A 23,962-nucleotide genomic window follows, 5' to 3' on the forward strand; every position below is an offset into this window, starting at 1 on the left:
CTTCGGGTAGAGGCGCCGCAATCGCTTCTACCTTACTTTCTTTTAAAAATTATTTCTCTTTTACATATATATTTCTGTCTTCATATCTGAATTTAATCTTTCCGGTTTTTTGCAACAACTCGAGGAGTTCTTTCAATTGGCCAAAACGAGGTACCATCACCTCAAACTTTTCGGCCTTTAAGGCTTCGTTCTCGATTCTAAAATCGACGTCATACCAGCGCCCTACCTGACGTAAGATCTCGTCCAGACGCTCCGAATTAAACACAAAGTTTCCTTCCTTCCAAGCCATTACCGCAGCCACATCGACCTTTGCTTTGTGCAACGAATTGCCTTGAGCAATACTTTGCTCTCCAGGAGTCAGCAGGAGCTGGCCTTCGGCAGCAGCAATATGAACTGAGCCTTCCAATAAGGTGGTATAGCTTCTTTGATCCTCTTGATAAGACTTAACATTAAAATGGGTTCCCAAAACGGAAATCTCCTGATCATTGCTGGATATCCTAAATGGCTTTGCTTCTCCCGATTGCACGCTTTTTTCCTTGGACTTATGAGCTACCTCAAAATAGGCCTCTCCTGTCATGTCCACATGTCGCTCCTCTGCGTTTTCATGGTAAGCCAGACTGGTCTCGGCATTCAGCCATACTTTAGTGCCATCCGGAAGTGTCATCCGATACTGCCCTCCTCGTGGTGTACTCATTTCAAACGACGAGAAGTTGGTGCTGGTAACACCAGGCACTTTTTTTCCGTCCTCGTACACCAGGCCATCGTTGATCAACAAGCCATCACCTGCATCGCTCAAGGCTACTACCGTACCATCTGCAAGCCGTATCGTGGCCTGGCTTGCGCCTGGTTGAATCGCCGCAATTGGCTCCTGTTGCAGCGTGGTCTTATCCTGATTGACGAAAAGCACCACGCCCAAGATGATAACAATAGAGGCCGCCATATAGAAAAAATACCTCCATGGATATCCGCCAGGCAACCGGCTCGGATGAGAATCGACCTTCAATAGGGACTGCTGTCTTTCCCAGGCTTTTTCCGCATCAAAACTTCGGAATAGCTCCAGGTCTCTGGACAATTGTTGCTTGTTCAAGATCGCATCCAGCACAGCTTGGTTATGCTTGTCTTCCAGTAGCCAAGCGTCCACCAATGCCTTTTCTTCCGCCGTCCATTCCCTGAGATGAGCCGCCGATAGAATATTTGTTATCTGCTGTGGATATCTAACCATAATCACCTTGTATAACAGAAAAAGGGATTAAAATCTCTAAAGAGTTTCTAAAAAATATTACAAACAACTCGTAATCAACGTCTTTATTTTACAGAACTGTATAGGATGTCTGCAAAAAGAAGGGTAAAAACGAATAGCTGATCTCTGTTCAGCACATTACGGAGCAGCTGGACGCCACGCATTTTCTGATTGTAAACTGTACTGCTGCTGATCCCTAACTCGTCCGCTACTTCCTGGGGCGTATACCCCTCAATAAATAAGAGCTGTATCACCTTCTGACATTGATCCGGCAAGGTACCTATCGCCTGATGTATCTCCTGTATGGTCTCCGTATAGATGATCTGTTGGGTCACCGGAAAATCTACCCAGTCTTGACTGTGCTGATAGCCTTCTTCCTTGATCCGCAATCTTTTTTCCTTATCTAACAGATTGAGCGCTGCATTCTTACAGCTGACATACAGGAAGGAACGCAGACTGTTAATTTCTGAAAAATCAGCACTTTTGTTCCACAGCTTCAAAAAGGTATCGTGAACGATCTCTTCTGTCACGAAGCTATTCAATCCCATTTTGGAGAGAAATAAGCAAAGAGGACGATAGAAAAGATGAAAGATATGCTGGTAGGCCTCAGGGTTACCCGCCTGAAAATCCACAACTACCTGGTTCATCTTATTATTTTTTAGGACTCTTTGCACATCAAAATTCCCCAAATCTAAGAATTATAACGTAAAAAGATGCTGATTCGAGACAGTCGCCTCCCAACTATTTTTTTGGGGGAGCAGATTCCTCCTCTTATTTCTTCTTGTCAATCAGCAATAATGTCGATGGTGCATCCTTCAGCCAGGCGACTTCTTTGGCCACCAGCTCCTCCCAAACGGTGAGATGGATAAGCATCAAATCCTGCTTTGCCCACATATCTGAAGTGATTTCCTGATCCGTATATACCACCAAATGGTTGGGAGCCTGTTGCTCCAATTGGCGCAGTCGCTCACGAAATACCTCATTGTTTTTCAATACATTCTTAAAATCAACAACAATGATTTGAGAGTCACTATTATGGATGAGTTTTTGGATGTACGTCAGCATGAATATATCCTGGGGCTGAAAAACAGGTACAATCACCTGATCTACGTGCATAAGGTTTTTGTCAATCAGAATACCTACAGCGGAGGTTACCCGTGCATTGATCTGATCGTTGCGGCTATAGGTCACAAATGGAGATTCGGCCTGTTTGACAGTATGTAGCAACCTTTCTGGATTAATAATACGTGAGGTAAAATCCAGGAACCGTCCCAAGAGACTTCCTTCGTAGATAGACTCGCTCACGCCCAACAATAGGAGATCCGTATCTTCCTCGCGTGTGGTCTGGATAATCTCGGTATCGATATCTCCAGATATCTTAAAAACGGAGGACATGGACTGCTCCAGTTTTTTGGCCACTTCTTTGATCTCTCTAAAAGTGTCCTCTTCCTGCTCTTCGACCTCATAGTGGTGCAGCTCATTGGAGGGGGCAATATGTAGGGCTGTGATCACGGAATTGTCTTTGGATTGTGCAGTAAGACCATTCGCCAATCGGAATAGGGATATACCGGTACTGCTTTTCGCAAAGGAAAGAAGTATTTTAAACTTTGTCCTGTCCTGTATCCGGCTACCGGCCGCACTTTTCTTAGACTTAAATAATCTATTGATAAGATCGAGTGAAGGCCCTGTCATAAAAGTCGTAACCAAAGCCATCAACACCATCATAGAGAAGAGCTCGGCACTCAACACGCCCAAATCATACCCGATATTCAAGACGATCAATTCCATGAGGCCCCGGGTGTTCATCAATGCGCCAATGCTCAGGCTGTCCTTCCAGCTCTGTCCTACAAACCGTGCTGCCAGCGCACTGCCGACAAACTTGCCCACGACAGCAACCAAGATGATAACGCCTGCGATCAGCCAGTGTTCGACATCGTTGAGCAGACCGATCTGCGTACGTAAACCAGTAAATACAAAAAATAAAGGCAGCAGCAATAAGACAGCGACATCCTCTACCTTCTCGATAAACAACGAGCGGAAGCGACTGCTCTCCGGCATTATCGCTCCGGCCATAAATGCTCCAAAAAGTGCATGTATGCCAATGACCTCTGTAGCGTATGCCGAAAGCAGGAGAACAATGAAAAAGATAGCAACTACCGGTTTGCCCAAGCTCTCCTTAGCGGAGTTCAACTCGCCGATACGCAGTAAAAACGGACGGACTATCTTGATCATCACAAACACGTAAGCCACGGCCAAAAAGACGGTGTAGATCGCACTTGTAGCCGCGCCGGCCTTCACAATTGCAATAACCACAGCAAGGATACACCAAGCAGTAATATCATCTGCCGCTGCACAGGTAATGATCAAAGCACCCAATTTGGATTTTTGAAGACCCCGCTCCTGGATAATCCGAGCCAGAACGGGAAATGCAGTAATACTTAAGGAAATCCCTATGAACAGACTGTAGGATAGAAACTCTACATTGGCCGGAGCATAGTGCTGATATAAGAAATAGGCCAGCCCCACCCCCAGCGTAAAGGGAATAACAATACTCGCATGCGATATCACGACGGCATCATGTGCCTTGTTCTTGAGCACGCTTAGATCGAGTTCCATACCGATAATAAACATGAATAGAATTAGTCCGATCTGGCTCAGAAATTGCAAATTGCTCAATGAATCTATCGGAAACAATACCGCTGAAACTTCTGGAAAATGTAGCCCAAGCAAGGAAGGTCCTAATATAATTCCGGCCAACATTTCCCCAATGACGACGGGTTGCTTGATCTTAATACATATCCAGCCCATAATCCGAGCCGCAATGATAATGGTGACGATCTGCGCTAACAATATCGCCAAGGGATGTCTGAGACTGTGCTGGATAGAATCTACAAAATCCTGCCATGCGCTCACACTGGTTGCTTTACCGACGATAGCCTCGGTATCCTGTAAACGCGTACCGAGTACGATGACACCATACATCACGGCCAACAGACCTCCGACCAAAACCACGTAGAATATCGTATTCTTATAATCCTTCATATTATTATCCTGCTTATGCTCCTTTATAGAATTACAAAAATACCATTAAGTTGATGGGCCTTGGATACTTCGCAAGGTATGGGGCAAAAAATGTAACAAAGCCGAGAAAAAATGTAACTAACCTCCTGCTGTGATCAACTCCATAAAGGTTTTGCGGTATGTTTCACTCAAGCCTAAGACCAGAGGTTTGTCCAATTGGTCTTTTAGGGTGGTCACGATCTCTTCCGAATTGAAGAACTTGACGATGCGCAAAGAGATGATCTCACGCTTATTAATACGGATAAAACCAGAAGCAGGCAAGATCGCGAGCAAGCCACCAAAACTGATGTTTTTGACCATTACATCGGTATCGTCATCAAAAAAGAAAACCTTGTCCCTGCTGTCTACATCGGAATTGCGTATAAATAGAACCCTGTCAAAGTGGATCAGTGCCTTGCCTTTGTCGGTGTTAAACTGCGCGTATGGCTGCTCGGATACGACGCTCTTGGAGACCTGTATCCTGACCTTGTCTACAGCTTGCTTAAGCCGCTGTAAAGAAATGGGTTTGGTGATATAATCTACAGCATTGATATTGAAAGCTTCGCTCGCATATTGCTTATAAGCAGTCGCAAAAATTATCGGATAATCCTGAAGAATCTCGGCCAGATCAAAGCCTGTCAATTGCGGCATTTCGATATCCAAGATACAAAAATCGAACTCGAGCTCCTTGTACTCCCGCACGACGGCCAAAGGGTCATTGAAGACCTTGACAATCTCCACATTTTCCACTTGGTCGAGTAATATCTTCAGAAATTTTAAACTGGGTATCTCGTCGTCGAGGATAATACACCGTAATTTATTATGACTCATATAATTGAATTTGCAAATAGGCGCTATAGATGTCATTTTCGACAAACCGATGGAGTTCATGCCTCCCAGCATAATAGCGCATCAACCGCTCTTCTAAAGCTTTACTGCCGATCCCTCCCTTTCTTTTGGCCAGTGGGGATTTCTTCGAAATCGTATTATTGACCGTAATCTCCAGAATTCCGTTTTCGAAGCTTATAGCAATCGCAATAAAAGAATTTGCACTCTGTATATCCGCATGCTTAAAGGCATTTTCGATCAGGTCAATGGTAATCAGGGGAATCATCACGGGTGCCGAGAACAACGGTTCATGCTCTTCCTCTACGTCTACCTTGACCTGTATATCGAATAAAGGACTCAATTTTATTTTATTGATCTCGATCAGATTGAGGGCAAATGCGACTTCTTCTTTGGGAGAGACTAGTTTATTGGGGCTTTCATACAGCACGTAGTCCAGCACCTGAGCCAACTTGTCCATCGTAAAGTAAGTTTGATAAGCGTGCGACAGGATAGCATTTAACGAATTCTTTAAAAGATGTGGGTTCAATTCTGTACGATGTACATCATCCAATCGATCGTTTAACCGTTTGTAAATATCCTCTTGGCGCTTGCCTTCCAGTCTTATTCTACGATTTTCACGACTTAAAAAAACGGCATAGACCGCAAGTGCCCCCACTAGCGTCGCAAGGATAGCAACCAGGATATATAGCAGGTGTTCAGACATGTATAATGATACCGTTAAAGACTTGTTTTCCTTCAAACTTAGATAAAAAGCGGCATATTCCCGAATTTCAAAAGCAAAAACAGGCCCTGACCAAAAGACATTTTACAAAACTCCCTTTTCCGCTAGAAGTTATTACATTTTTCGACCTACATATTACATACTATCGCAAGGCGTACCTTTTCTTTCTTGGGATATACGTAATTTAAGCATGCTTCAACAATAATTCGACAGGATTAATACACGTAACGGTGCACTTTTGATGTCCCGTATTAAAACTTTAATAATCATGGAAAAACTCATTTTTGAAACAAACATCAACACGCCCCAATTAGCACAAAAAGTACAGGATGCATTGCAGCGTATCGCTAAGATTCGACACTGGAAAATCGATTTTGACTCCATCTACAACCTGTTGATCGTGGAAGGAATACGACTGGACCATACCGAAATAGTTTCCAGCCTCGCCACGCACGGTATTGAAGCTTGTCGACTATACGAGGAGTAGTGATCTATTGGTATAACCCTCGTAAGCTATAAATCGTACAGACAATGTGATAAAATATACCTACAACTCCGGAGACTGTGTGCTATTTTTGTATAAAAACAACAAATGAACAGTGGTCCTATAACGCGAAAAGACTTCATCCGGAGTTCAGCCCTTACTGTAGCGGGTCTCACCATGGGACCTACCCTACTGGCGGCAGATCGCATACACAACGATAATACAGTCATGAATACAAAAAAACTGAAGTTAAAAAATGTTCGACTGGAGACTGGCTTTGAATACGAGGGCGATACGATTATCGCTACTAAGACTGCTCTCTTTGCCCTGGAGATCGAGAATGGCAGATTTACCAAGATAAGCGCTCAGCAGGAGGATATCGCTGATGCTATCGATGCCAAGGGGATGCTCTTGCTCCCCTCCTTCAAGGATATGCATATCCACTTGGACAAGACCTATTACGGCGAGCGTTGGCAAGCGACCAGGAGAACAGGTGGAGGTGTCAAAGGTATGATAGCCCTCGAACAGCAGATATTGCCTTCGTTGCTCGAAAAATCAACATACAAGGCGGAAAAACTTATCGAGCTCTTACAGTCGAAGGGAACCTCTTTTGCCCGCAGTCATGTCAATATAGAACCCACATCCAAGTTGGACTCTCTGAAGAATCTAGAGCAGGCATTAGAAAACAAGAAGAAGGGCTTCGGTGCTGAACTGGTTGCTTTCCCACAGCATGGTGTGTTTTATACCGATACAGCTCCTTACCTGCGGGAAGCCGCGAAGATGGATATTGACTTTATCGGTGGTGTAGACCCTTATTCTATAGACGGGGCTATCGAGAAGACAATGGACTTTACGGTACAACTGGCGCTGGACCATAATAAAGGAATCGACATACACTTACATGAGTCTGGCGAATCTGGTTTAAAGACGGTAGAATATCTGATCCAAAAGGTGGAGGAAAACCCCGTTTTAAAGGGTAAAACCTACCTCAGCCACGCTTTTGTACTAGGTCGTATCGACAGTACCAAACAGGAGGAACTCGCAGAAAAACTGGCGCACTCGCAGATCGGTATCGTATCTACCGTCCCTTTTGGCGGCTTGACGATGCCTATTCCAACCTTATTGAAACACCATGTCCAGGTCATGCTGGGCAATGACAGTATTGTCGACCACTGGAATACTTTTGGCAGTGGCAGTGTATTGCAAAAGGCGAACCTCGCGGCGCAGCTGTATGGCTATACCAGTGAATTTGCTTTGTCCAGAATACTGAAATTGGCGACCGTAGGTATAGTGCCGCTCGATGACAAGGGCGTACAGCAATGGCCGGCTGTTGGACAGGATGCTGATGCGATACTGGTGGAAGCCAGCTGCTCGGCCGAAGCCGTCTCCCGGATATCGAATATTGCATCTTTGATGTACAAAGGTAACATCGTATACTAAAACGTTTTGATGATGAGGAATTTATTAATCGTGCTGTTGATGGCGACTTTTACGACGGCCTGTCAAGCAGAACAGCACAACGAAAACACAAAAAACAATGATCATATGCAACAGCAGGATATACAGACTGCAGTGCTCCGAGGGGATAGCGCAGCTTTAAAATCAGCCTTGTCAAAAGGCGCAGACGTCAATACACGAGATGAAAACGGACGGACGCTCTTGCTTATAGCGACGAACAATCAGCAATTGGAAATAGCCAAGATCTTGGTCGCACATGGAGCTGACGTCAATCTACAGTCCAATAATCTGGACAGCCCATTTCTGTATGCGGGTGCCAGTGGACAGCTCGAACTGGTCAAGTTGTACCTGGAGCATGGTGCTCGATTTGACATTTTCAATAGATACAACGGCACAGCACTGATTCCGGCCTGTGAGCGTGGACATGTAGAGACCGTACGCCTATTGGCTCATACCAAGGACTTCCCGATAGACCATGTCAATCGACTGGGCTGGACAGCCTTAATGGAGGCAGTCATACTGGGTGATGGCACAGAAAAATTCCAGCAGATCGTACAAATACTAAAAGATGCAGGCGCAAAACTGGACATTCCTGATCATGATAACCGAACGCCCCTACAGCATGCAGAAGCCAAAGGCTATCAGAAGATTGTCCAATTGCTGAAATAGTATCGTTATAAGATGTGTGTCCGAAAAGTTTATCTTTCACACACACCTTATTATTTTATACCTATTTTTATGGGAAACTAAATGATATGCAGCAGGGCCATGACTTCTTCCCTACATTGGGGCTTCAGGAATTTAAGGAAAAGCATTCCAATAGCAGCCAGGTGCTCTATCACGAACTTCGAGGAAAACGTCTGATAGATGCTCCCCACAAACATGATTTCTTTATCATCATGCTATTCGAAAAAGGAGGAGGCACGCATACCATAGACTTTGTCAACTACCCGATCGAAGACCATCACATTCATTTGCTGTTTCCTGGCCAAGTGCACGAATGGCAGATCACAGCGGACAGTATTGGCTATCAGCTGATGGTAAGCAGGGAATGGTTTGAACATTTTATTCCCCATTTACGATTTGCCACACCTTATTACCAAAATCATCCCGTTATTGGCACCAGTCCAACGGATTATAGCGCTCTCAAACAGGAGTTCGCAGCGATACAGGATGAAATATCGAAAAAAGACGTTCTCTGGGATATCGTACAGACACGGATCAAACTGATTGCCCTGCTCTTGAGTCGATGCGCAGAGACGCAGTTTAAAGATTTTGAAAAATACACTACCAATCCTATTATATCGAAGTTCTTGCTGTATATAGACCGCTACTACGTCGAGCAACGGCTGGTATCTTTCTATGCGGACAAGCTCCATATCACCCCCAACTACCTGAACATTCTGACCAAAAAGGTTCTTGATGTCCCGGCCTCTTCTTTGATCCAGGATAGGTTGATCTTAGAAGCAAAACGCTTGCTCAAAAGTACGGAGCTGTCCATGAAGGAAATCGTTTATAGCCTGGGCTTTTATGACCATGCCAACTTCTCCAAGTTCTTCAAAAAAAGAACGGGAATGACGCCTTCTGCCTTCAGAGAAGGAGACTAGCGCTATTTTTTCTTCAGAATCATGCCGTGGTCGAAGCTCAGGTGATCTATATCACTAAAGACCATCTTGCCATTGCTTTCCTCGATCTCGCCATAGCCCTCTACCAATCCTTGCTCAGTCAGTCTAAAAACCACTTGACGAACCGAGGTTACTCCTTCCGACACAAAGCTGTATTCGCCCGTTATCAAGCTATCTTTGAGTAAACCGGTTATCTTGCCTATATTCCTGTCCTTACCAGAGAAGGCATATTTTAAATCACCAAATACAGAATCCTTTTGTTGCTGTAGAGCCATATTGATCGTATCGCCTTCCGATTGGAACAGGTACTCCCCAGCTATCGTATCTTTACCTGCTTCAGGACTAGCCGAGTTACACGCTGCAGTCAGACAACATCCCAAGCCCAACATATAGAAAAATCCTTTAAAAACAATTCTCATAAATCCTTTATTAGAATACATTAAAATTTTATAGTCAAAAAAACGATTTCGTCTATCCAATATAAGCATAAGTGATGCCATCTCCACCACGATCGGCATGTTCATCTTCAAAACGGCTCACATGATTATACTTGCGCAAATAATCCCGGACAAATTTGCGTAATATTCCATCTCCTTTACCATGTACAATTTTTAATGACGGGTAGCCGATCATCACCGCTCGATCCAGCACCAGCTCAATCTTATGCAGCGCATCTTCGGTTCGCATCCCCCGTACATCGACTTCGGGATGGAAATCCGCTGCGGATGTGGTCGAGACTCCCCCGATACGCTTTATAGCCTTTGATTTCTCTTTGCTGCGCAACTTCGTCACACGATTTGCTTTGACCACTGTACGAAGCTCACCTAAAGCAACAATCAAACTGTTATTCTTGGTTACTTCAATAATCTCCCCTTCAGAGCCCGAGTCATCAATCCGTATCCAGTCCCCGACCTCAAAGCCTTCCGACTCTTTCTTCACCAAGGTCTTCGATTCTTTAGGCTTGGTCGTGGCAGCACTGTGCTGATCCAAGGACTGATTGAGCTTGGAACGGATGGCTTTCGTTTTTTCCTTATCAGCCTTGACCGATCGGATTTCCGATATGGTATTCTCAACTAAGCGATTGGCGTCTTTCAGGATAACCTTTGCTTCCTCCTTCGCTTTTTTCAAGATCTCTTTCTTGTTCTCTTCGATATAAGCCTGCAGGGACTCGTATTTGGCTTTCAGCTCAATAAGTTCCTTCTCGCGCTTGGTCACGGCAAACTTCGTGTCCAACACTTCTTTTTTGTCTCTTTCTAGGTCTACCAAAAGGGTGTCAATCTTTTTCTGTTGTACACCGATCTTTGTCTTAGCGGATTCCAAAATCTCCTTTGAAAGACCGATTTTCTGTGCAATCTCAAAGGCGTAGGAGCTCCCAGGCTTACCGACTTGTAGAATATACAGGGGCTTCATCTGGGTATTGTCAAACAACATCGATGCATTCTCCAATCCATCCGTATGGCTGGCAAACAGTTTGAGGTTGGAGTAGTGTGTGGTGACCACGCCTCGAACCTGCTTTTTATTCAACTGCTCTAATACCGCCTCGGCAATCGGACCGCCAAACTGTGGATCCGTCCCCGTACCGAACTCATCGATCAGAATCAACGTCCGTGCATTGGCAAAAGTCGAAAAATGCTTCATCTTCGATAAATGCGCACTGTAGGTACTCAAGTCGCTCTCGATGGACTGGTCATCACCGATATCCGCAAAGATCTGCTTAAAGACGCCCATAGAGGAGGTATCATCGGCCGGGATCAATAATCCCGATTGAAGCATCAATTGCAATAATCCTACCGTCTTCATACAGACCGACTTTCCACCAGCATTGGGACCTGAAACCAAGATAATACGATCTGTATCATCAATTTTGATATTCAACGGTACCACCGTATGTGATTTGTCCCGGATGGCGTTCAACAACAGCAAGGGATGCTTGGCCTGGACCAAGTTGATTCCCGCATCTTTGGTCAGAATAGGCATATTGGCCTGGATATCGATGGCAAATAATGCCTTTGCCCGCACAAAATCCAATTTGGTCAACAAGCCGTGATAAGCCAACAATAAAGGCACGTGCGGACGCAGCTCGCTGGTCAGATCGGTGAGTATACGAATTACCTCTCGCCTACGCTCAAACTCCAGATCGCGGACTTTATTATTGAGGTGGAATACCTCTTCGGGCTCGATATAAGCCGTTTGTCCAGTCGCTGACTCGTCGTGGATCAGGCCTTTCAATTTTCGCTTATTCTCGGCAAGGATAGGAATACACATCCTGCCATCCCGAATTGTGAGATTGCCATCAGCCGTCCAGCCTTGGGCTTGAGCCTGCTTAAATACACTGTCCAGTCGCTTACGTGCTTCTTGCTCACTTTTTGTAATCTGCTGCGTAAGATCAAGCAACAGTCGGGAAGCATTGTCTTTCAAACGGCCCCTATCGTCCAGCACCTGCTCGATCGAACGCACAATAGCCTTTTCTATAGGGAGGTGTTCAAACAACAACTCCAAGTGGGCATACTGCCCTTCTCGTTCGTTAAAGTATCTGATAATAGCATAGACAGTCCGTAGGGACAATAATATACGATAGAACTCTTCCTCGCTCAGAAAAGCTCCTTCCACCTTGGCTTTTTCGGCCAAAGGCTTTATCGCATATATATGATCCACCGGTAGTGGTGCATCATGTGTCAATAAATTTTTGAATTCGTTGGTTTGCTTTAAAAAGCGATCTATCTGGTCCGCTTTGACCTGTGGCTGTATCTTATCGACCATCTGTCGCCCAGCCTCGCTTAAACATTTCTCTTTCACCAGTTCACGTATTTCCGTGAAGCCTAGTTTTTCTATCGCATTCTGAGGGTAAATCATTAATTAGCAGGTTTTCGCAGCACCTTCTTTATTTTTGTCGTATCTAATTTTTCAAAGCTCTTGGTGGTATCCGAGCTCTCCTTATCCACTCGCTCTTCGGTATCCGATTCAGTCTCTGCCGGAGGAGGTGGCGTTATCACCGGCACCTGAATGCCGTAGGCGTTGAGCTGCAGTTCGGCTTTCGTCAAGAAGTCCGTACCATTCTGCACATAGGTATACGCGGTACTGTCCCGATGTACATTGCTGATCATATCTTTGAGCATCGCCGTATAACGCTGCAAACGCATGGCTTGCTGTATACTGTCTTGTACGACAGCGTTACGGATGGAATCTTCTTGTTGATACATTCTATCTTGTTTGGAAAGCGTAGTATTGACATCCGTATAGATCTTTTCGGTCAAAATGGGATTTCCAAGATAATAGTCAAGATTATGGATAAACAATGTAGAATCCAATTTGAATTTTTCAAAAGCACGTTCGTACAAAACAGGCATCACCTTACGACCGCTATCTATTGGCAACGTATTCAGGTAGGCATCAATAAGTGATACCTCCGTCATCAACTCGGTCATATCCTTTTCTGACAATATACCTTTTGGTTTTTGTTTGCTACACGAGACAAACAAAAAAAACAATAGAATAATGGTAAAATATAAGCGCTGCATTATTTAAATTTGTACAAATTTACAAAATGCCTTTGTAATAGGTACCTTTGTGGATCATATCTCCAAAAATAATTTTCGAATACATGGACATTACTGCAAACATTCAGGAAGTACAACAAGAACTAACCCCTATAGGTGTCACATTAGTAGCTATTTCTAAGACTAAACCTGTAGAAGACATACAAGAAGCTTATAACGCAGGGCAGCGCATATTTGGCGAGAATATGGTGCAGGAGCTGGTTGAAAAACAGGAAAAATTACCACAGGACATCCAATGGCATCTAGTCGGACACTTACAGACCAACAAAGTCAAGTATATCGCCCCCTTTATCAGCTTGATCCAATCGGTAGATTCGTTGAAGCTTCTTGCAGAAATAAACAAACATGCTATCAAACACAAACGGGTGATCGACTGTCTACTGCAGGTAGATATCGCTCAAGAGGATACTAAATTCGGTCTTGACCATCCCGAAGTCATTGAGCTTTTGGAAAGCGAAGAGTTCAAAGCCATGAAAAATGTACGTATACGCGGTTTGATGGGAATAGCAACCAATACGGAAAAAGAGAAAGAGGTAAAAGAGGAATTTTATGAACTCAAGATGCTCTTCGATGGTATTAAGGTAAGTTACTACCGCAAGGAAGACAGCTTTGACACCTTGTCCATGGGGATGTCCTCAGACTATAAGCTTGCTATCGAACAGGGAGGTAATATGGTACGATTGGGAAGTACAATTTTCGGTAAGCGAGTCATAAAACATTTTAAAGCGAAGTAGATGGCGATTACAATACGCACAGCTCGGAAAGAAGATTGTCCAGCGATGATGGCTCTTATTAAAGAACTCGCTGTTTTTGAAAAAGAGCCCGACGCTGTAACGGTGAGCATGAGTGAGTTTGAAAAATCCGGATTCGGTGACAATCCCGTATGGTGGGCTTTTGTAGCTGTAGATGACCTTAAGGTGATAGGCATGTCGCTTTTTTACATACGATACTCGACCTGGAAAGGTCGACGCTTGTATTTAGAAGATTTGATCATCCATGAGCCTTATCGTGGACGAGGTGTGGGCAAGATGCTTTTGGATCGTACCATTGCACATGCCAAGGAACAAGGGTACTCGGGTATGATGTGGCAGGTACTGGACTGGAACACGCCAGCCATCAAATTTTATGAATCGTACCAAGCGACACTTGACGGAGAATGGATTAATGTAAGTTTAAATTTTTGATTAGGTAAATGCGAGTTGGAATACTATTGCTAATTTTAATTTCTACCCTATCCTGCGCGAATGAACACAACAGGACGACCCAACGTGCAACTTCGCCCGAATATTCGCTCAAGGATACCCTTGATTACACCTATCATACGAAAAAGGAAATCAGTTCTTACTTCGTGGGGGACTCCGTACGTACCGATACTGCTTATTACAAGATCACGTACCCTGTCTTTGGAAACACGCAAATAGACCAGGCTCTACACGGGTCGATCTTCATCGAACATGAAAATAATGCCGAGGAAGGTGCGCGTGCTTTTTTGGATGGTTATAATGAGTTTGTCGAGGAAAACAGCACCACGTATGTCAATGCAGTATGGTACAAAGATGCGAACAGTAAAATCATATTAAATACACCTTTATTTCTCACACTCCGGACTTCCATTGACGAATACACCGGAGGAGCACATGGCAATCACCTTACTTTTTTTTCTGTTTTTGACCTGGATCTATCAAAAAAAATGGAATTGACCGACCTGATTGCTACGGACAAACTAAAGGATCTGACCAAATTGGCAGAAAAACATTTCCGCAGGAAGGAAAACCTATCAGACACCAGCAATCTTGCTAAAGATTTTTTCTTTCCAGACGGAATATTCGCATTAAATGATAACTTTGGCCTCACGAAAGAAAAGTTGATTATTTATTACAATGAATACGAAATAAGACCTTATGCAGAAGGCATTACAACAATCGAAATCCCTTACCAAGAGGTTTTGGAAATGCTAAATGCACGGGCCAAAAGATATATAAAAAGTATTCAGTAATACCGTACTCCAACTATCCGTAACTCTTATACAACATATTAATGCAGGTTTTTAAATTTGGTGGCGCATCTGTAAAAAGTGCCGATAACATTAAAAATGTAACTTCTATATTATCGAAATACAAGTCGTCTGAGCTACTTGTTGTTGTCTCTGCCATAAATAAGACAACAAACAAATTGGAAGAGCTTGCACAAGCTTATTATACAGGTGAGAAAGATCCTTTCGAACTGCTGCATGAAGTAAAGGCTGATCATTTTACGATCTTACAGGGCTTATTTGAGGATGCGAATCACCCCACATTTGACGATATCAACAATTCTTTTGTAGAAATCGAGTGGATTCTTGAAGAAGAACCTCAGGATACTTATGATTATCTTTTTGATCAGATTGTATCTATTGGAGAGTTGGTCTCCACCAAGATACTTGCCGCCTATTGCACGCATATCGGAATCCCTACACAATGGGTCGATGCTCGGGATTATATACAGACGGACAATACATATCGCGAGGCACAGGTAAACTGGGAACTTACCGAAGAGAAAATCAGAAAGGATCTCCCCAGCATATTAGATGATCATGTCGTCATGACACAAGGCTTTATAGGATCGACCTCCGAAAATTTCACAACCACTTTAGGACGTGAAGGATCGGACTATTCGGCTGCTATTTTTGCCTCCTGCCTCAATGCCGAAGATATCACCATCTGGAAGGATGTACCTGGGGTATTGAATGCGGATCCGAAATGGTTCGAAAAAACAGAACTGATTCCAGAACTGTCTTATACCGATGCAATCGAACTGACGTATTACGGTGCGACAGTAATACACCCCAAGACCATAAAACCCTTACAGAATAAGAAAATAACACTCAGCGTACGTTCATTTTTAGATCCGGAAAGTCCGGGTACTAAAATCAGGACTACCAATCAGACGCTACCTGTGCCCTCTTTTATCTTTAAGGTCGACCAAGTATTTATCAGTATACTGCCGCGAGATTTTTCTTTTATTGTGGAGGACAATCTCAGCCATATATTCAACCTTTTCCACCAGCACCGTATCAAGGTCAATATGATGCACAATAGTGCGATCAGCTTTTCGGTCGCTATCGATGATACCGGTAAGAACATAGAGACACTATTGGTAGAATTGGAGAAAAGATATAAAGTTTCGGTCGCCCGTGGCTTGGAATTAATAACCATCCGCTACTACAATCAGCAAACAATCGATCGAGTATTAGTAAATAAGGAAATAATTCGCGAACTTAAGGACAGTTATACCTGTCAAATGTTAGTGAAAAATATTGATGAATAACCGTATACTGGATAAAGAGGTACAAGCTTACATTAAAGTTAACCGGGAAAAATCTCCCAGTGAAATCGCTTTAAAGAAAAGTCCATTCAGCGATGTGAGTTCGTCCGAAATCGCAGCGCAGATCGATGGTTGGCAGCGTGCAGTAAAAAAACTGCCTACCTGGGCCTTCTCTGCCGGCATCTATTATCCCGACAAAATCAATCTCGAACAGTGCTCTTCGGAACATACCGCACTCATCAAGCAGACGCTGATAACCAAAGGCAGCAAGGTCGTCGATGTCACAGGGGGCTTTGGCGTAGACAGCTGTTACATGGCCCAAGAAGCGGAGATTGTCGTCCACTGTGAGCTTAATGAACGACTTTCAGCGATTGTCAAGCACAATGCTACAGTATTGGGAGTGAACAATGTGGTATGTATCGCTACCAATGGTGTCGATTTTGTCCAACAACAGGAAGATGGATCCCTGGACTATATTCTCATCGACCCCTCCAGACGAATCAACCATGCCAAGGTATTCCTATTGGAAGATTGCGTACCGAATATCATCGCAGCACAAGATATGTTCTTTCGCAAATCCCGTTTTACGATATGCAAACTGTCCCCTCTCCTTGACATCAGCACGGCACTGCAAAAGCTCAAGCATGTCAAGTTAATCTATATCATCAGCGTCGACAGCGACTGCAAGGAACTGCTTTTTATTCAGGATGCCAATTACACGGAAGCTCCAAAACTCGTAGCTATACGTCTTTTTCTAGATCAGATACAAACGCTCGTATTAACACAAGAGGAAGAGAAACAAACCCTGATACGTACCTCACAGCCCCTGACTTACCTGTATGATCCCGATGTCAGTATCACCAAAGCAGGAGCTTTTAAAACTGTAGCCAAGCGATTCAATCTTTTCAAGCTCCATACACACTCGCATCTGTACACCTCCAGCGACCTGGAGCCAGACTTCCCGGGAAGGGCATTCCTTATACAGGAGGTGTTCGAACTGTCTGCTTTCAAAAAGAGAACCTCTCTGGAGAAAGCAAATGTTTCGGCCAAAAACTTCCCAATGAAAGTCGAAGAAATCAAGAAAAAGTTCAAAATCAAAGATGGAGGAAACGAATATTTATTTTTCACCACCGACTATCTGGGTAATCCTATTGTCATACATGGACACAAAGTCTAAGAAAAGACAAAGCCATTACAATTCCTGTTTTTCATTTCTTGTATCTTTATTCTATGGAAAAAATAAAGATTTCAGCACTAGAATTGGCTACCATTTGCAAGAATAGTAATGCTTCAGAAGCGATACAACGCGCTGTAACTGGTGCTCAACATATAGAAAATTTAGGATTTCACCGTATCTGGCTTGCCGAACACCATAATATGCCGCATATCGCCAGCTCAGCTACTGCGGTGCTCATCGGACATATCGCGGGCAAAACGTCGACGATACGTGTAGGATCCGGAGGTATTATGCTGCCAAACCATACGCCACTGGTCGTGGCCGAACAATTCGGCACCCTGGAGAGTATCTATCCGGGTCGGATCGATATGGGGCTAGGTAGAGCCCCCGGCACTGATCAGCTTACTGCTATGGCCCTGCGCCGCAATAATCTGAATACATCCTTCTACTTTAAGGATGATATACTCGAACTGCAACGCTATCTGGACGAAAACAATGTAGATGCCAAAGTCCGGGCGTTTCCAGGAGAAGGACTCGATGTGCCGATCTATATATTGGGTTCCAGTACGGACAGTGCCTATCTGGCAGCAGAGCTGGGACTACCCTATGCCTTTGCGGCACATTTTGCCCCTGCCATGCTGGAACAGGCGTCTGAAATATACTACAGTAATTTCAAGCCCTCCCCTGCATTGGCTGCACCTTATTTCATGATCTGTGTCAATATCGTGGCAGCGAAAAGTGTCGAAGAAGCACAATTCCTATCCACCAGTCTCTTTAACATGTTTGCCGGTATATTGACTAACCTTCGCAAGCCATTGTCTCCGCCTACGGAAAAACCCATCTATCACGGTATTCCAGAAATAGAAGAAGCTGTCAATCGGATGGTGAGCTGTACATTTATAGGGACCGAATCATCGATTCAGGCTGAGGTGTTGGCTTTTGCTAAAAAACACAAAGCACATGAAATAATGACGACAAATTATATCTTTGATGACGCAAAGCGATTGGAATCTTTCGATATCATCGCGAGTGCCTTGTTATAGATATTTAGACATGAAAAAATACGGCTATCTCTTTTTACTGGCGGCTATGGTGATGGCCTGTCAGAATAAATCAAATAACAAACAGCAACAGACAGAGGACCTCCCGAAACAGGATACAGTCGCAGAGCAAGCTCCAACAGACTCGCTCGCTGCTCCTGACAAAGAGATCGTTTACAGTGCAGATGTCGATTCGATTATAGATGGCCGTATTTTATTGCCCTCGACCTATAGGGTATGGGAGAATAACGATGTCTCCAAAATCATCAATGGAAATTGGTTAGAGCTTCATCACAAAAACGGCTCATACTATGTCCAATCTGCTTCCTACCATATCGAAAATGAAGATGAAGAACCTTGCTCCGGCCTCCCCACAGAGACCATTGTCCCCAAAGAAGACGTACTTGTTTTCTTCAATATCCCTACTGTACAGAAAGGTGCGGTCGATAGCGTAGCTTTCAAAAATCCGATCATAGAACCGGGCAAACCTTTCGAATTCACCTTCCAGCACGACAACTATAAACTGCAGGCCACGGGTATCCAATTCCATAAAGATCAGGAGCGCGGCAATCCCCATGCAAGATATACGCTTAAACTCTATAAAAACGGTCAATATATACGCACGATCATAGACCAAACGCAATACAACGATACCGCTAGCGAGCTCGCCTTTATCGGTGACCTGGATAAAGATGGACTTCCTGACTTCATTTTCTCCAGCCCACGGGACTACGAGGAGCAACGCATGATCATCATATTATCCGGCAGTGCATACGCCTATGATGGCAATGTACAGTTCGACTGTTAGCCTTATATATTCAGCAAGCTGTGCTGACTTGCGGTAAATATATTGCGAAACACGGTATTGATCTCTTGACCATTCTGTGCGGCATTGATCCCCAGTAGAGGAAACAGCGTCACGACATCGGCAAGGATATGTTTTACGATTCCACGGGCAGTAGATGTAATCTCGGATGCCAGTGCCGCATCCAATGGAGAATCCTGAAGCGCCAGTGCCCACAGCTGCTCTGTAAGCGCTGCGACTTTGGTTCTATCGGATTCCAACTGCTGCTGCAATCCATCTAAGCGCTTAAAATAGTCCCTACCGTATTTTGTATGCCAGTTTTCATCTGCAGATTTCTCAAAGAAAAACTTTTCCACCAGATCCAGGTAACGCCTGTACATGCCCATATAATTGACCAATAATGTCAATTCTGCGAAAGGAACAAAAGGGATTCGATAGAGCACGTGATCGTCAATGCGATGCTGGGGATCGATTTGAAAAGCATGATGCGCTTCTACAGTTGCATTTTCTAACGAGAAACTATGACTGGCTGTACAAGCCAATCCGAAAGAATCCCAATCGTAGTGAATCAACACTTTGTCTCGAGGGACGAAGAAAGAGTAGAACACCGGATTACCGTCCTTATCCACACGAGCTTTATCCCCATCATAGACAAAGCTGTTCAAGGTAAAATGGGATAAGTGTGGTGCACCAGTAGCAAATCTCCAAAAGCCTGTTATGCTATATTGTGTTCCATCCCATACTGCTTTTCCGGTAGCACGTCCAGATCCTCCAAAACAAACTTTACGATCTGCGAAAACCTTTCTCGCCAGATCTTTGTCCAGATACCCGGCAAACATATTCGCCCCAGCACATAAAGTCACGGTCCAGCCCAATCCCCCATCCCAATAAGCCAATTCTTCGAGCAATGCTAAACCATCTTGCAGGCTCAGTTCTTTTCCTCCCAATATCTGCGGAACCCATATATTGAACCAGTTGTTATCATATATCAGAGACAACTGCTCGTCGACCAATGTCTTGCTGTCGATAGACAGGGCTTGCTTATCTTTTATAAGCTGTATAGCTTCTTCACTTATCATCATACTCATTTTGGGGTATTCATCAGCTTACGCCAGTTAAAATAGCCGAATATCGCGACTGTAAATAAAAAGGTCGTGAGTCCAGCAAACAAATAAAGATCCTTATGAATCAACAGAGGGACAGCAAATAGATTACTGATATTGAGCAATATCCAATTCTCCAGCTTCCGCTTGGCCAATAACCACATACCGGCCCAAGCTGTAGCGGCCACCCAAGCATCCCATGCTGGTACATCCGAATCTGTCACATGTTCCAATATCAGATACAACACCCCGAAACCGACTAGGCTGATCAAAGCTACCACGCGCCAATCTTTGGCACTACAGCTCGTAATGGGCTGTTGTCGCGCTTGGATATTGTGGGTCCAATACCACCATCCATAAATACTCATAATCAGGTAATACATATTCAATGCGATCTCCGCATAGAGTTTGGCGCCAAACAGCACATACATCCCCGACACTATTCCCATAATGCCAAAGAAGTAATTAGAAACCTTATTATTTTTGGAAAGCAGTACCTGTATAATACCACAAAGTACAGAAAAACGCTCCAACCAGGAAGTCTGTAGAAATGCGTTACTTATATTTTCAAAAATAGTCTCCATAAACAATGTATCGAAGACATAATGTACAGGAATGCTATTTTGAAAAAATTACTCCCTACGCCAGCATTACCTGGATCAGGTTCCTCCTACCAAGGTAGGATTGGGTATAATCTCAGCTTTTGTTCCGTACCATCAAATGATACGGAACCGCACCCCATTAAAAATGTCTATTTTTAATATTAATCTAATTGCAATACGTGGTGTGTATGCGAACGTATCTCTGCACACAGCTCCGGATTATCGTTCAATGACTGTCCCCAAGAAGGGATCATCTCCCGCAGTTTTTTTCGATATTCATCTGATTTTGCACGTTCCGGAAAGCACCGCTTTAACAGCTGTATCATAATCGCTACGGAGGTAGATGCCCCAGGAGAAGCTCCTAACAATGCGGCAATCGAACCATCTGCACTTGATACGACTTCAGTACCGAATTCTAAAACACCACCGTGTTTCGGATCTTTCTTAATAACCTGTACCCGTTGGCCTGCTTTTTCTATCGCCCAGTCTTCCAAACGCGCGGTAGGCATAAATTGCTTCAAAGCGTCCAATTTGTCCTTCGGTTTTTTCATAACCTCTGTAATCAGATATTTGGTCAGCGGAAGATTGTCCAGACCAGCAGACAACATCGGTTTTATATTCGATAGCTTTATAGAAGCCGGAAGGTCAAAATAAGAGCCTTGCTTTAAGAACTTGGTTGAAAAACCAGCGTAAGGACCAAACAATAATGCTTGCTTGCCATCAATGTAACGGGTATCCAAATGTGGAACTGACATCGGTGGTGCACCTACGGATGCTTTGCCATATACTTTGGCGCGATGCTGAGCGATGATTTCTGGGTTTGTACAACGCAACCATTGCCCGCCCACAGGGAATCCACCGTAGCCCTTAGCCTCAGGGATACCTGATTTTTCTAATAACAACAACGAGTGCCCACCTGCTCCAATAAACACGAACTGTGCTTTGATATCCCGCTTCTCTCCGGTCTTGAGGTCTTTTACCTCTACTTCCCAACGGCCATCATCCTCTCGTTCGATATCTTTGACTTCTTGGTGCAGGGATAACTTAATATTATCTTTAGTGCGCAGGTAGTTGATCAAATCCTTGGTCAGTGCCCCGAAATTCACATCCGTACCAATATCCATTCTTGTAGCAGCCATTGGTTCGTTAGCAGCTCTGTCTTTCATCATCAATGGAATCCATTGCTCCAATAGGGATTTGTCTTCTGTATATTTCATCCCCTTGAACAAAGTCTCTTTTTCCATCGTTTCGAAACGTGTCTTCAAGAAACGCACATCTTTCTCGCCAAACACAGCACTCATGTGGGGTACCTGACGGATAAAATGAGAAGGATCTTGGATAACTCCCTTTTCTACAAGGTAAGCCCAAAATTGTTTCGAAACCTCAAATTGCTCTGCTATTTTGATGGCTTTTTCAACTTTGACTGAACCATCAGCCTGCTCTGGGGTATAATTTAATTCACATAAGGCCGAGTGACCTGTCCCTGCATTATTCCATGCATCCGAACTCTCTGCTGCAACAACATCCAAACGCTCGACAATCTCGATATTGATATCTGGATTTAACTCATTGATCAATGCTCCTAGTGTTGCACTCATGATGCCCCCACCTATCAGAACGACGTCAACTTCGGTATTTTGTTTTTTCTTGCCCATGACTTCTTTAAATTGTTGCAAAATTAACATTCGTTTTTCGTTATTACGAATCATTTTGTCAAAATTCTCTCATTTCCACCACATTTTATTCGGAGAAACCAACTTCATTTTGAATTAAAAAAACAGAATAACTGTTCAAACAAGTTTTATATAGCACAAATGTTCAACATTGATCGTTGAATGGAATCGAAACATTGAAAATTACACATAAGATATATTCACGGACTGCCAATTAGGTATTTATACGGCTTATTGAGACGAAGAAATCGGAAACTGTGTAAAATGAGAAGGTATGTACAGGGAATACATCTTCTCATTTTCTCTACCGATTTAAAATCCATGGGATGACCACATTCTTTCCTATGCCGAGACGAATAAGATCATTAAAACATAGGACAGACGGCTAGTATTGATCAATAAAGTATTTCAATAAATCTGTTGTGGTAACGATTCCTACCAATTCTTCATCTTTCACCACTGGTATCGAATGGAAAGTAACCTTGGATAGCGTTTCTGTTACTTCTTTAATTGTTGCATCAGGACCTACTATAACCGGTGATTTGGCCATTAACTGAGGAATAGTGTACATATCATACACCACAGCTTCAATATCATTTTCTTCTGTTACATCGGCGTAGCTGATTTTCAGCAGATCAGAGTAACTTACAACGCCGACCAATTTCTTATCTTCAACAATAGGAAGATGACGGATATGGTGTTTCTTAAATAGTTTTTCCGCCTCATACAAACTGTCTTTCGGAGTTAGGGCAACCAACTCTCTTGTCATAATCTCGGATACGGGGACTCGCTGTTTCATACTATTTTATTTTAGTGATTTCCTTTATTTCTATACTCAAATATCGGCATCTTTACACACTAAAAACAGGATATAAATCACTTAAAAAAATGATTTATAAACAGATATATGTTGATTATTAGTTGTAAGCTTGAATGCTTGTCTTATTTTCTTTCTGATTTTACAGTTTTGCGCCAAATTTTAGGATTGATGGAAGTCTGGGCCCATTACACTGATTCGCATTTTAAAATATGAAATTCCTTTTTCAATAAACTTAATGTTCTGTCAAAATTTACCTATTTTTGCGAATTACAGAATACATATGAACTATCTACGCAACTCAGCATGCACAAGTATAGACAGCTAACGTGTAGATATTCCATTCCGATAAACCGACGCAAGGAGCTCGTCGGAGACAATCGGAACAAGTTAATGACAGATAAAAAATAAACCGATCCGACAGTTGGCGGATCATGAAATAATTAAT

At 43.5% G+C, this 23,962-nt stretch carries 23 protein-coding genes; 11 read left to right on the plus strand and 12 right to left on the minus strand.

Going from position 1 to position 23,962, the window contains the following annotated elements; all coding sequences use genetic code 11:
* Window positions 1–49: 49 nt before the first annotated feature.
* The 5 genes from M472_RS0123230 to M472_RS42080 form a co-directional block, all read right to left on the minus strand.
* Entirely contained in the window at window positions 50–1,222 is a 1,173-nt protein-coding gene (locus tag M472_RS0123230; RefSeq protein ID WP_021071961.1) for a FecR family protein, read from the minus strand.
* A gap of 83 nt (window positions 1,223–1,305) precedes the next feature.
* A complete protein-coding gene (locus tag M472_RS42065) occupies window positions 1,306–1,887 on the minus strand; it encodes an RNA polymerase sigma factor (RefSeq protein ID WP_021071962.1) in 582 nt (193 codons plus the stop codon).
* 124 nt (window positions 1,888–2,011) lie between these two features.
* Window positions 2,012–4,282, minus strand: coding sequence for a cation:proton antiporter (locus M472_RS42070; protein WP_021071963.1), 2,271 nt, complete (start codon window positions 4,280–4,282; stop codon window positions 2,012–2,014).
* A 117-nt stretch (window positions 4,283–4,399) separates the two neighbouring features.
* The gene (locus M472_RS42075) at window positions 4,400–5,131 is read right to left on the minus strand and encodes a LytR/AlgR family response regulator transcription factor (protein ID WP_021071964.1); all 732 of its coding nucleotides are present in this window, start codon (window positions 5,129–5,131) and stop codon (window positions 4,400–4,402) included.
* A complete protein-coding gene (locus M472_RS42080; RefSeq protein ID WP_021071965.1) occupies window positions 5,121–5,852 on the minus strand; it encodes a histidine kinase in 732 nt (243 codons plus the stop codon). Before M472_RS42080 ends, M472_RS42075 begins: the two co-directional genes overlap by 11 nt.
* Window positions 5,853–6,138: 286 nt before the next feature.
* Between M472_RS42080 and M472_RS42085 the strand changes: the two genes are divergently transcribed.
* From M472_RS42085 to M472_RS42100, 4 genes are all read left to right on the plus strand, one after another.
* On the plus strand, window positions 6,139–6,357 hold the full coding sequence (locus M472_RS42085) for a hypothetical protein (protein ID WP_021071966.1): 219 nt from the start codon (window positions 6,139–6,141) through the stop codon (window positions 6,355–6,357).
* A gap of 105 nt (window positions 6,358–6,462) precedes the next feature.
* On the plus strand, window positions 6,463–7,794 hold the full coding sequence (locus M472_RS42090; protein ID WP_021071967.1) for an amidohydrolase: 1,332 nt from the start codon (window positions 6,463–6,465) through the stop codon (window positions 7,792–7,794).
* A 9-nt stretch (window positions 7,795–7,803) separates the two neighbouring features.
* Window positions 7,804–8,481 carry an ankyrin repeat domain-containing protein gene (locus tag M472_RS42095; protein ID WP_235049537.1) on the plus strand — a complete coding sequence of 226 codons (678 nt, stop codon included), beginning with the start codon at window positions 7,804–7,806 and terminating at the stop codon, window positions 8,479–8,481.
* Window positions 8,482–8,567: 86 nt separating this feature from the next.
* Window positions 8,568–9,419 (plus strand): helix-turn-helix domain-containing protein, encoded by an 852-nt coding sequence (locus M472_RS42100; protein WP_021071969.1) that lies wholly within the window; start codon window positions 8,568–8,570, stop codon window positions 9,417–9,419.
* A gap of 2 nt (window positions 9,420–9,421) precedes the next feature.
* Here the strand turns inward: M472_RS42100 and M472_RS44775 are convergent, their stop codons facing one another.
* The 3 genes from M472_RS44775 to M472_RS44780 are packed head-to-tail and all read right to left on the minus strand — an operon-like array spanning window position 9,422 to window position 12,955.
* Window positions 9,422–9,856, minus strand: coding sequence for a hypothetical protein (locus tag M472_RS44775; protein WP_144062792.1), 435 nt, complete (start codon window positions 9,854–9,856; stop codon window positions 9,422–9,424).
* A gap of 52 nt (window positions 9,857–9,908) precedes the next feature.
* On the minus strand, window positions 9,909–12,290 hold the full coding sequence (locus tag M472_RS42110) for an endonuclease MutS2 (RefSeq protein WP_021071971.1): 2,382 nt from the start codon (window positions 12,288–12,290) through the stop codon (window positions 9,909–9,911).
* The gene (locus M472_RS44780) at window positions 12,290–12,955 is read right to left on the minus strand and encodes a DUF4296 domain-containing protein (RefSeq protein ID WP_021071972.1); all 666 of its coding nucleotides are present in this window, start codon (window positions 12,953–12,955) and stop codon (window positions 12,290–12,292) included. The genes M472_RS42110 and M472_RS44780 overlap by 1 nt, the downstream gene beginning before the upstream one ends.
* Window positions 12,956–13,038: 83 nt before the next feature.
* Between M472_RS44780 and M472_RS42115 the strand changes: the two genes are divergently transcribed.
* Genes M472_RS42115 through M472_RS42145 form a run of 7 tightly spaced genes read left to right on the plus strand, consistent with a single transcriptional unit; the run spans window position 13,039 to window position 19,322 of the window.
* Window positions 13,039–13,728: a YggS family pyridoxal phosphate-dependent enzyme gene (locus M472_RS42115; protein ID WP_021071973.1), complete on the plus strand. Its 690-nt coding sequence runs from the start codon at window positions 13,039–13,041 to the stop codon at window positions 13,726–13,728.
* Window positions 13,729–14,178, plus strand: a complete 450-nt coding sequence (locus tag M472_RS42120) for a GNAT family N-acetyltransferase (RefSeq protein ID WP_021071974.1) — start codon at window positions 13,729–13,731, stop codon at window positions 14,176–14,178.
* 8 nt (window positions 14,179–14,186) lie between these two features.
* Window positions 14,187–14,990, plus strand: coding sequence for a DUF3298 and DUF4163 domain-containing protein (locus M472_RS42125; protein WP_021071975.1), 804 nt, complete (start codon window positions 14,187–14,189; stop codon window positions 14,988–14,990).
* A 41-nt stretch (window positions 14,991–15,031) separates the two neighbouring features.
* Window positions 15,032–16,300, plus strand: a complete 1,269-nt coding sequence (locus M472_RS42130) for an aspartate kinase (RefSeq protein ID WP_021071976.1) — start codon at window positions 15,032–15,034, stop codon at window positions 16,298–16,300.
* Complete coding sequence (locus M472_RS42135) at window positions 16,293–17,474, plus strand: THUMP-like domain-containing protein (RefSeq protein ID WP_021071977.1); 1,182 nt, start codon at window positions 16,293–16,295, stop codon at window positions 17,472–17,474. Before M472_RS42130 ends, M472_RS42135 begins: the two co-directional genes overlap by 8 nt.
* 53 nt (window positions 17,475–17,527) lie before the next feature.
* A complete protein-coding gene (locus tag M472_RS42140; protein WP_021071978.1) occupies window positions 17,528–18,517 on the plus strand; it encodes an LLM class flavin-dependent oxidoreductase in 990 nt (329 codons plus the stop codon).
* Between the two features lie 10 nt (window positions 18,518–18,527).
* On the plus strand, window positions 18,528–19,322 hold the full coding sequence (locus M472_RS42145) for an integrin alpha (RefSeq protein WP_021071979.1): 795 nt from the start codon (window positions 18,528–18,530) through the stop codon (window positions 19,320–19,322).
* A gap of 2 nt (window positions 19,323–19,324) precedes the next feature.
* On the opposite strand, the gene M472_RS42150 is transcribed toward M472_RS42145, so the two are convergent.
* From M472_RS42150 to M472_RS42165, 4 genes are all read right to left on the minus strand, one after another.
* Window positions 19,325–20,401 carry an acyl-CoA dehydrogenase family protein gene (locus tag M472_RS42150; protein ID WP_031302012.1) on the minus strand — a complete coding sequence of 359 codons (1,077 nt, stop codon included), beginning with the start codon at window positions 20,399–20,401 and terminating at the stop codon, window positions 19,325–19,327.
* A gap of 2 nt (window positions 20,402–20,403) precedes the next feature.
* Window positions 20,404–21,006: a nicotinamide riboside transporter PnuC gene (pnuC, locus tag M472_RS42155; protein WP_021071981.1), complete on the minus strand. Its 603-nt coding sequence runs from the start codon at window positions 21,004–21,006 to the stop codon at window positions 20,404–20,406.
* A gap of 179 nt (window positions 21,007–21,185) precedes the next feature.
* The gene (locus M472_RS42160) at window positions 21,186–22,709 is read right to left on the minus strand and encodes a malate:quinone oxidoreductase (RefSeq protein ID WP_081643248.1); all 1,524 of its coding nucleotides are present in this window, start codon (window positions 22,707–22,709) and stop codon (window positions 21,186–21,188) included.
* Window positions 22,710–23,082: 373 nt separating this feature from the next.
* On the minus strand, window positions 23,083–23,496 hold the full coding sequence (locus M472_RS42165; protein WP_031302014.1) for a CBS domain-containing protein: 414 nt from the start codon (window positions 23,494–23,496) through the stop codon (window positions 23,083–23,085).
* Window positions 23,497–23,962: the final 466 nt, after the last annotated feature.

It is taken from the genome of Sphingobacterium paucimobilis HER1398 (assembly GCF_000416985.1).
GTDB lineage: Bacteria > Bacteroidota > Bacteroidia > Sphingobacteriales > Sphingobacteriaceae > Sphingobacterium > Sphingobacterium paucimobilis.

What these genes read in the sequence shown, in the direction of transcription:
- M472_RS42065 (WP_021071962.1), bottom strand. Translation starts at nt 1,887, where the DNA reads ATGAACCAGGTAGTTGTGGATTTTCAGGCGGGTAACCCTGAGGCCTAC.
- M472_RS44780 (WP_021071972.1), bottom strand. Translation starts at nt 12,955, where the DNA reads ATGCAGCGCTTATATTTTACCATTATTCTATTGTTTTTTTTGTTTGTC.
- M472_RS42125 (WP_021071975.1), top strand. Translation starts at nt 14,187, where the DNA reads ATGCGAGTTGGAATACTATTGCTAATTTTAATTTCTACCCTATCCTGC.
- M472_RS42085 (WP_021071966.1), top strand. Translation starts at nt 6,139, where the DNA reads ATGGAAAAACTCATTTTTGAAACAAACATCAACACGCCCCAATTAGCA.
- M472_RS42095 (WP_235049537.1), top strand. Translation starts at nt 7,804, where the DNA reads ATGATGAGGAATTTATTAATCGTGCTGTTGATGGCGACTTTTACGACG.
- M472_RS42115 (WP_021071973.1), top strand. Translation starts at nt 13,039, where the DNA reads ATGGACATTACTGCAAACATTCAGGAAGTACAACAAGAACTAACCCCT.
- M472_RS42130 (WP_021071976.1), top strand. Translation starts at nt 15,032, where the DNA reads ATGCAGGTTTTTAAATTTGGTGGCGCATCTGTAAAAAGTGCCGATAAC.
- M472_RS42150 (WP_031302012.1), bottom strand. Translation starts at nt 20,401, where the DNA reads ATGATGATAAGTGAAGAAGCTATACAGCTTATAAAAGATAAGCAAGCC.
- M472_RS42140 (WP_021071978.1), top strand. Translation starts at nt 17,528, where the DNA reads ATGGAAAAAATAAAGATTTCAGCACTAGAATTGGCTACCATTTGCAAG.
- M472_RS42145 (WP_021071979.1), top strand. Translation starts at nt 18,528, where the DNA reads ATGAAAAAATACGGCTATCTCTTTTTACTGGCGGCTATGGTGATGGCC.
- M472_RS44775 (WP_144062792.1), bottom strand. Translation starts at nt 9,856, where the DNA reads ATGAGAATTGTTTTTAAAGGATTTTTCTATATGTTGGGCTTGGGATGT.
- M472_RS42090 (WP_021071967.1), top strand. Translation starts at nt 6,463, where the DNA reads ATGAACAGTGGTCCTATAACGCGAAAAGACTTCATCCGGAGTTCAGCC.
- M472_RS42165 (WP_031302014.1), bottom strand. Translation starts at nt 23,496, where the DNA reads ATGAAACAGCGAGTCCCCGTATCCGAGATTATGACAAGAGAGTTGGTT.
- M472_RS42070 (WP_021071963.1), bottom strand. Translation starts at nt 4,282, where the DNA reads ATGAAGGATTATAAGAATACGATATTCTACGTGGTTTTGGTCGGAGGT.
- M472_RS42080 (WP_021071965.1), bottom strand. Translation starts at nt 5,852, where the DNA reads ATGTCTGAACACCTGCTATATATCCTGGTTGCTATCCTTGCGACGCTA.
- M472_RS42160 (WP_081643248.1), bottom strand. Translation starts at nt 22,709, where the DNA reads ATGTTAATTTTGCAACAATTTAAAGAAGTCATGGGCAAGAAAAAACAA.
- M472_RS0123230 (WP_021071961.1), bottom strand. Translation starts at nt 1,222, where the DNA reads ATGGTTAGATATCCACAGCAGATAACAAATATTCTATCGGCGGCTCAT.
- M472_RS42120 (WP_021071974.1), top strand. Translation starts at nt 13,729, where the DNA reads ATGGCGATTACAATACGCACAGCTCGGAAAGAAGATTGTCCAGCGATG.
- pnuC (WP_021071981.1), bottom strand. Translation starts at nt 21,006, where the DNA reads ATGGAGACTATTTTTGAAAATATAAGTAACGCATTTCTACAGACTTCC.
- M472_RS42100 (WP_021071969.1), top strand. Translation starts at nt 8,568, where the DNA reads ATGCAGCAGGGCCATGACTTCTTCCCTACATTGGGGCTTCAGGAATTT.
- M472_RS42075 (WP_021071964.1), bottom strand. Translation starts at nt 5,131, where the DNA reads ATGAGTCATAATAAATTACGGTGTATTATCCTCGACGACGAGATACCC.
- M472_RS42135 (WP_021071977.1), top strand. Translation starts at nt 16,293, where the DNA reads ATGAATAACCGTATACTGGATAAAGAGGTACAAGCTTACATTAAAGTT.
- M472_RS42110 (WP_021071971.1), bottom strand. Translation starts at nt 12,290, where the DNA reads ATGATTTACCCTCAGAATGCGATAGAAAAACTAGGCTTCACGGAAATA.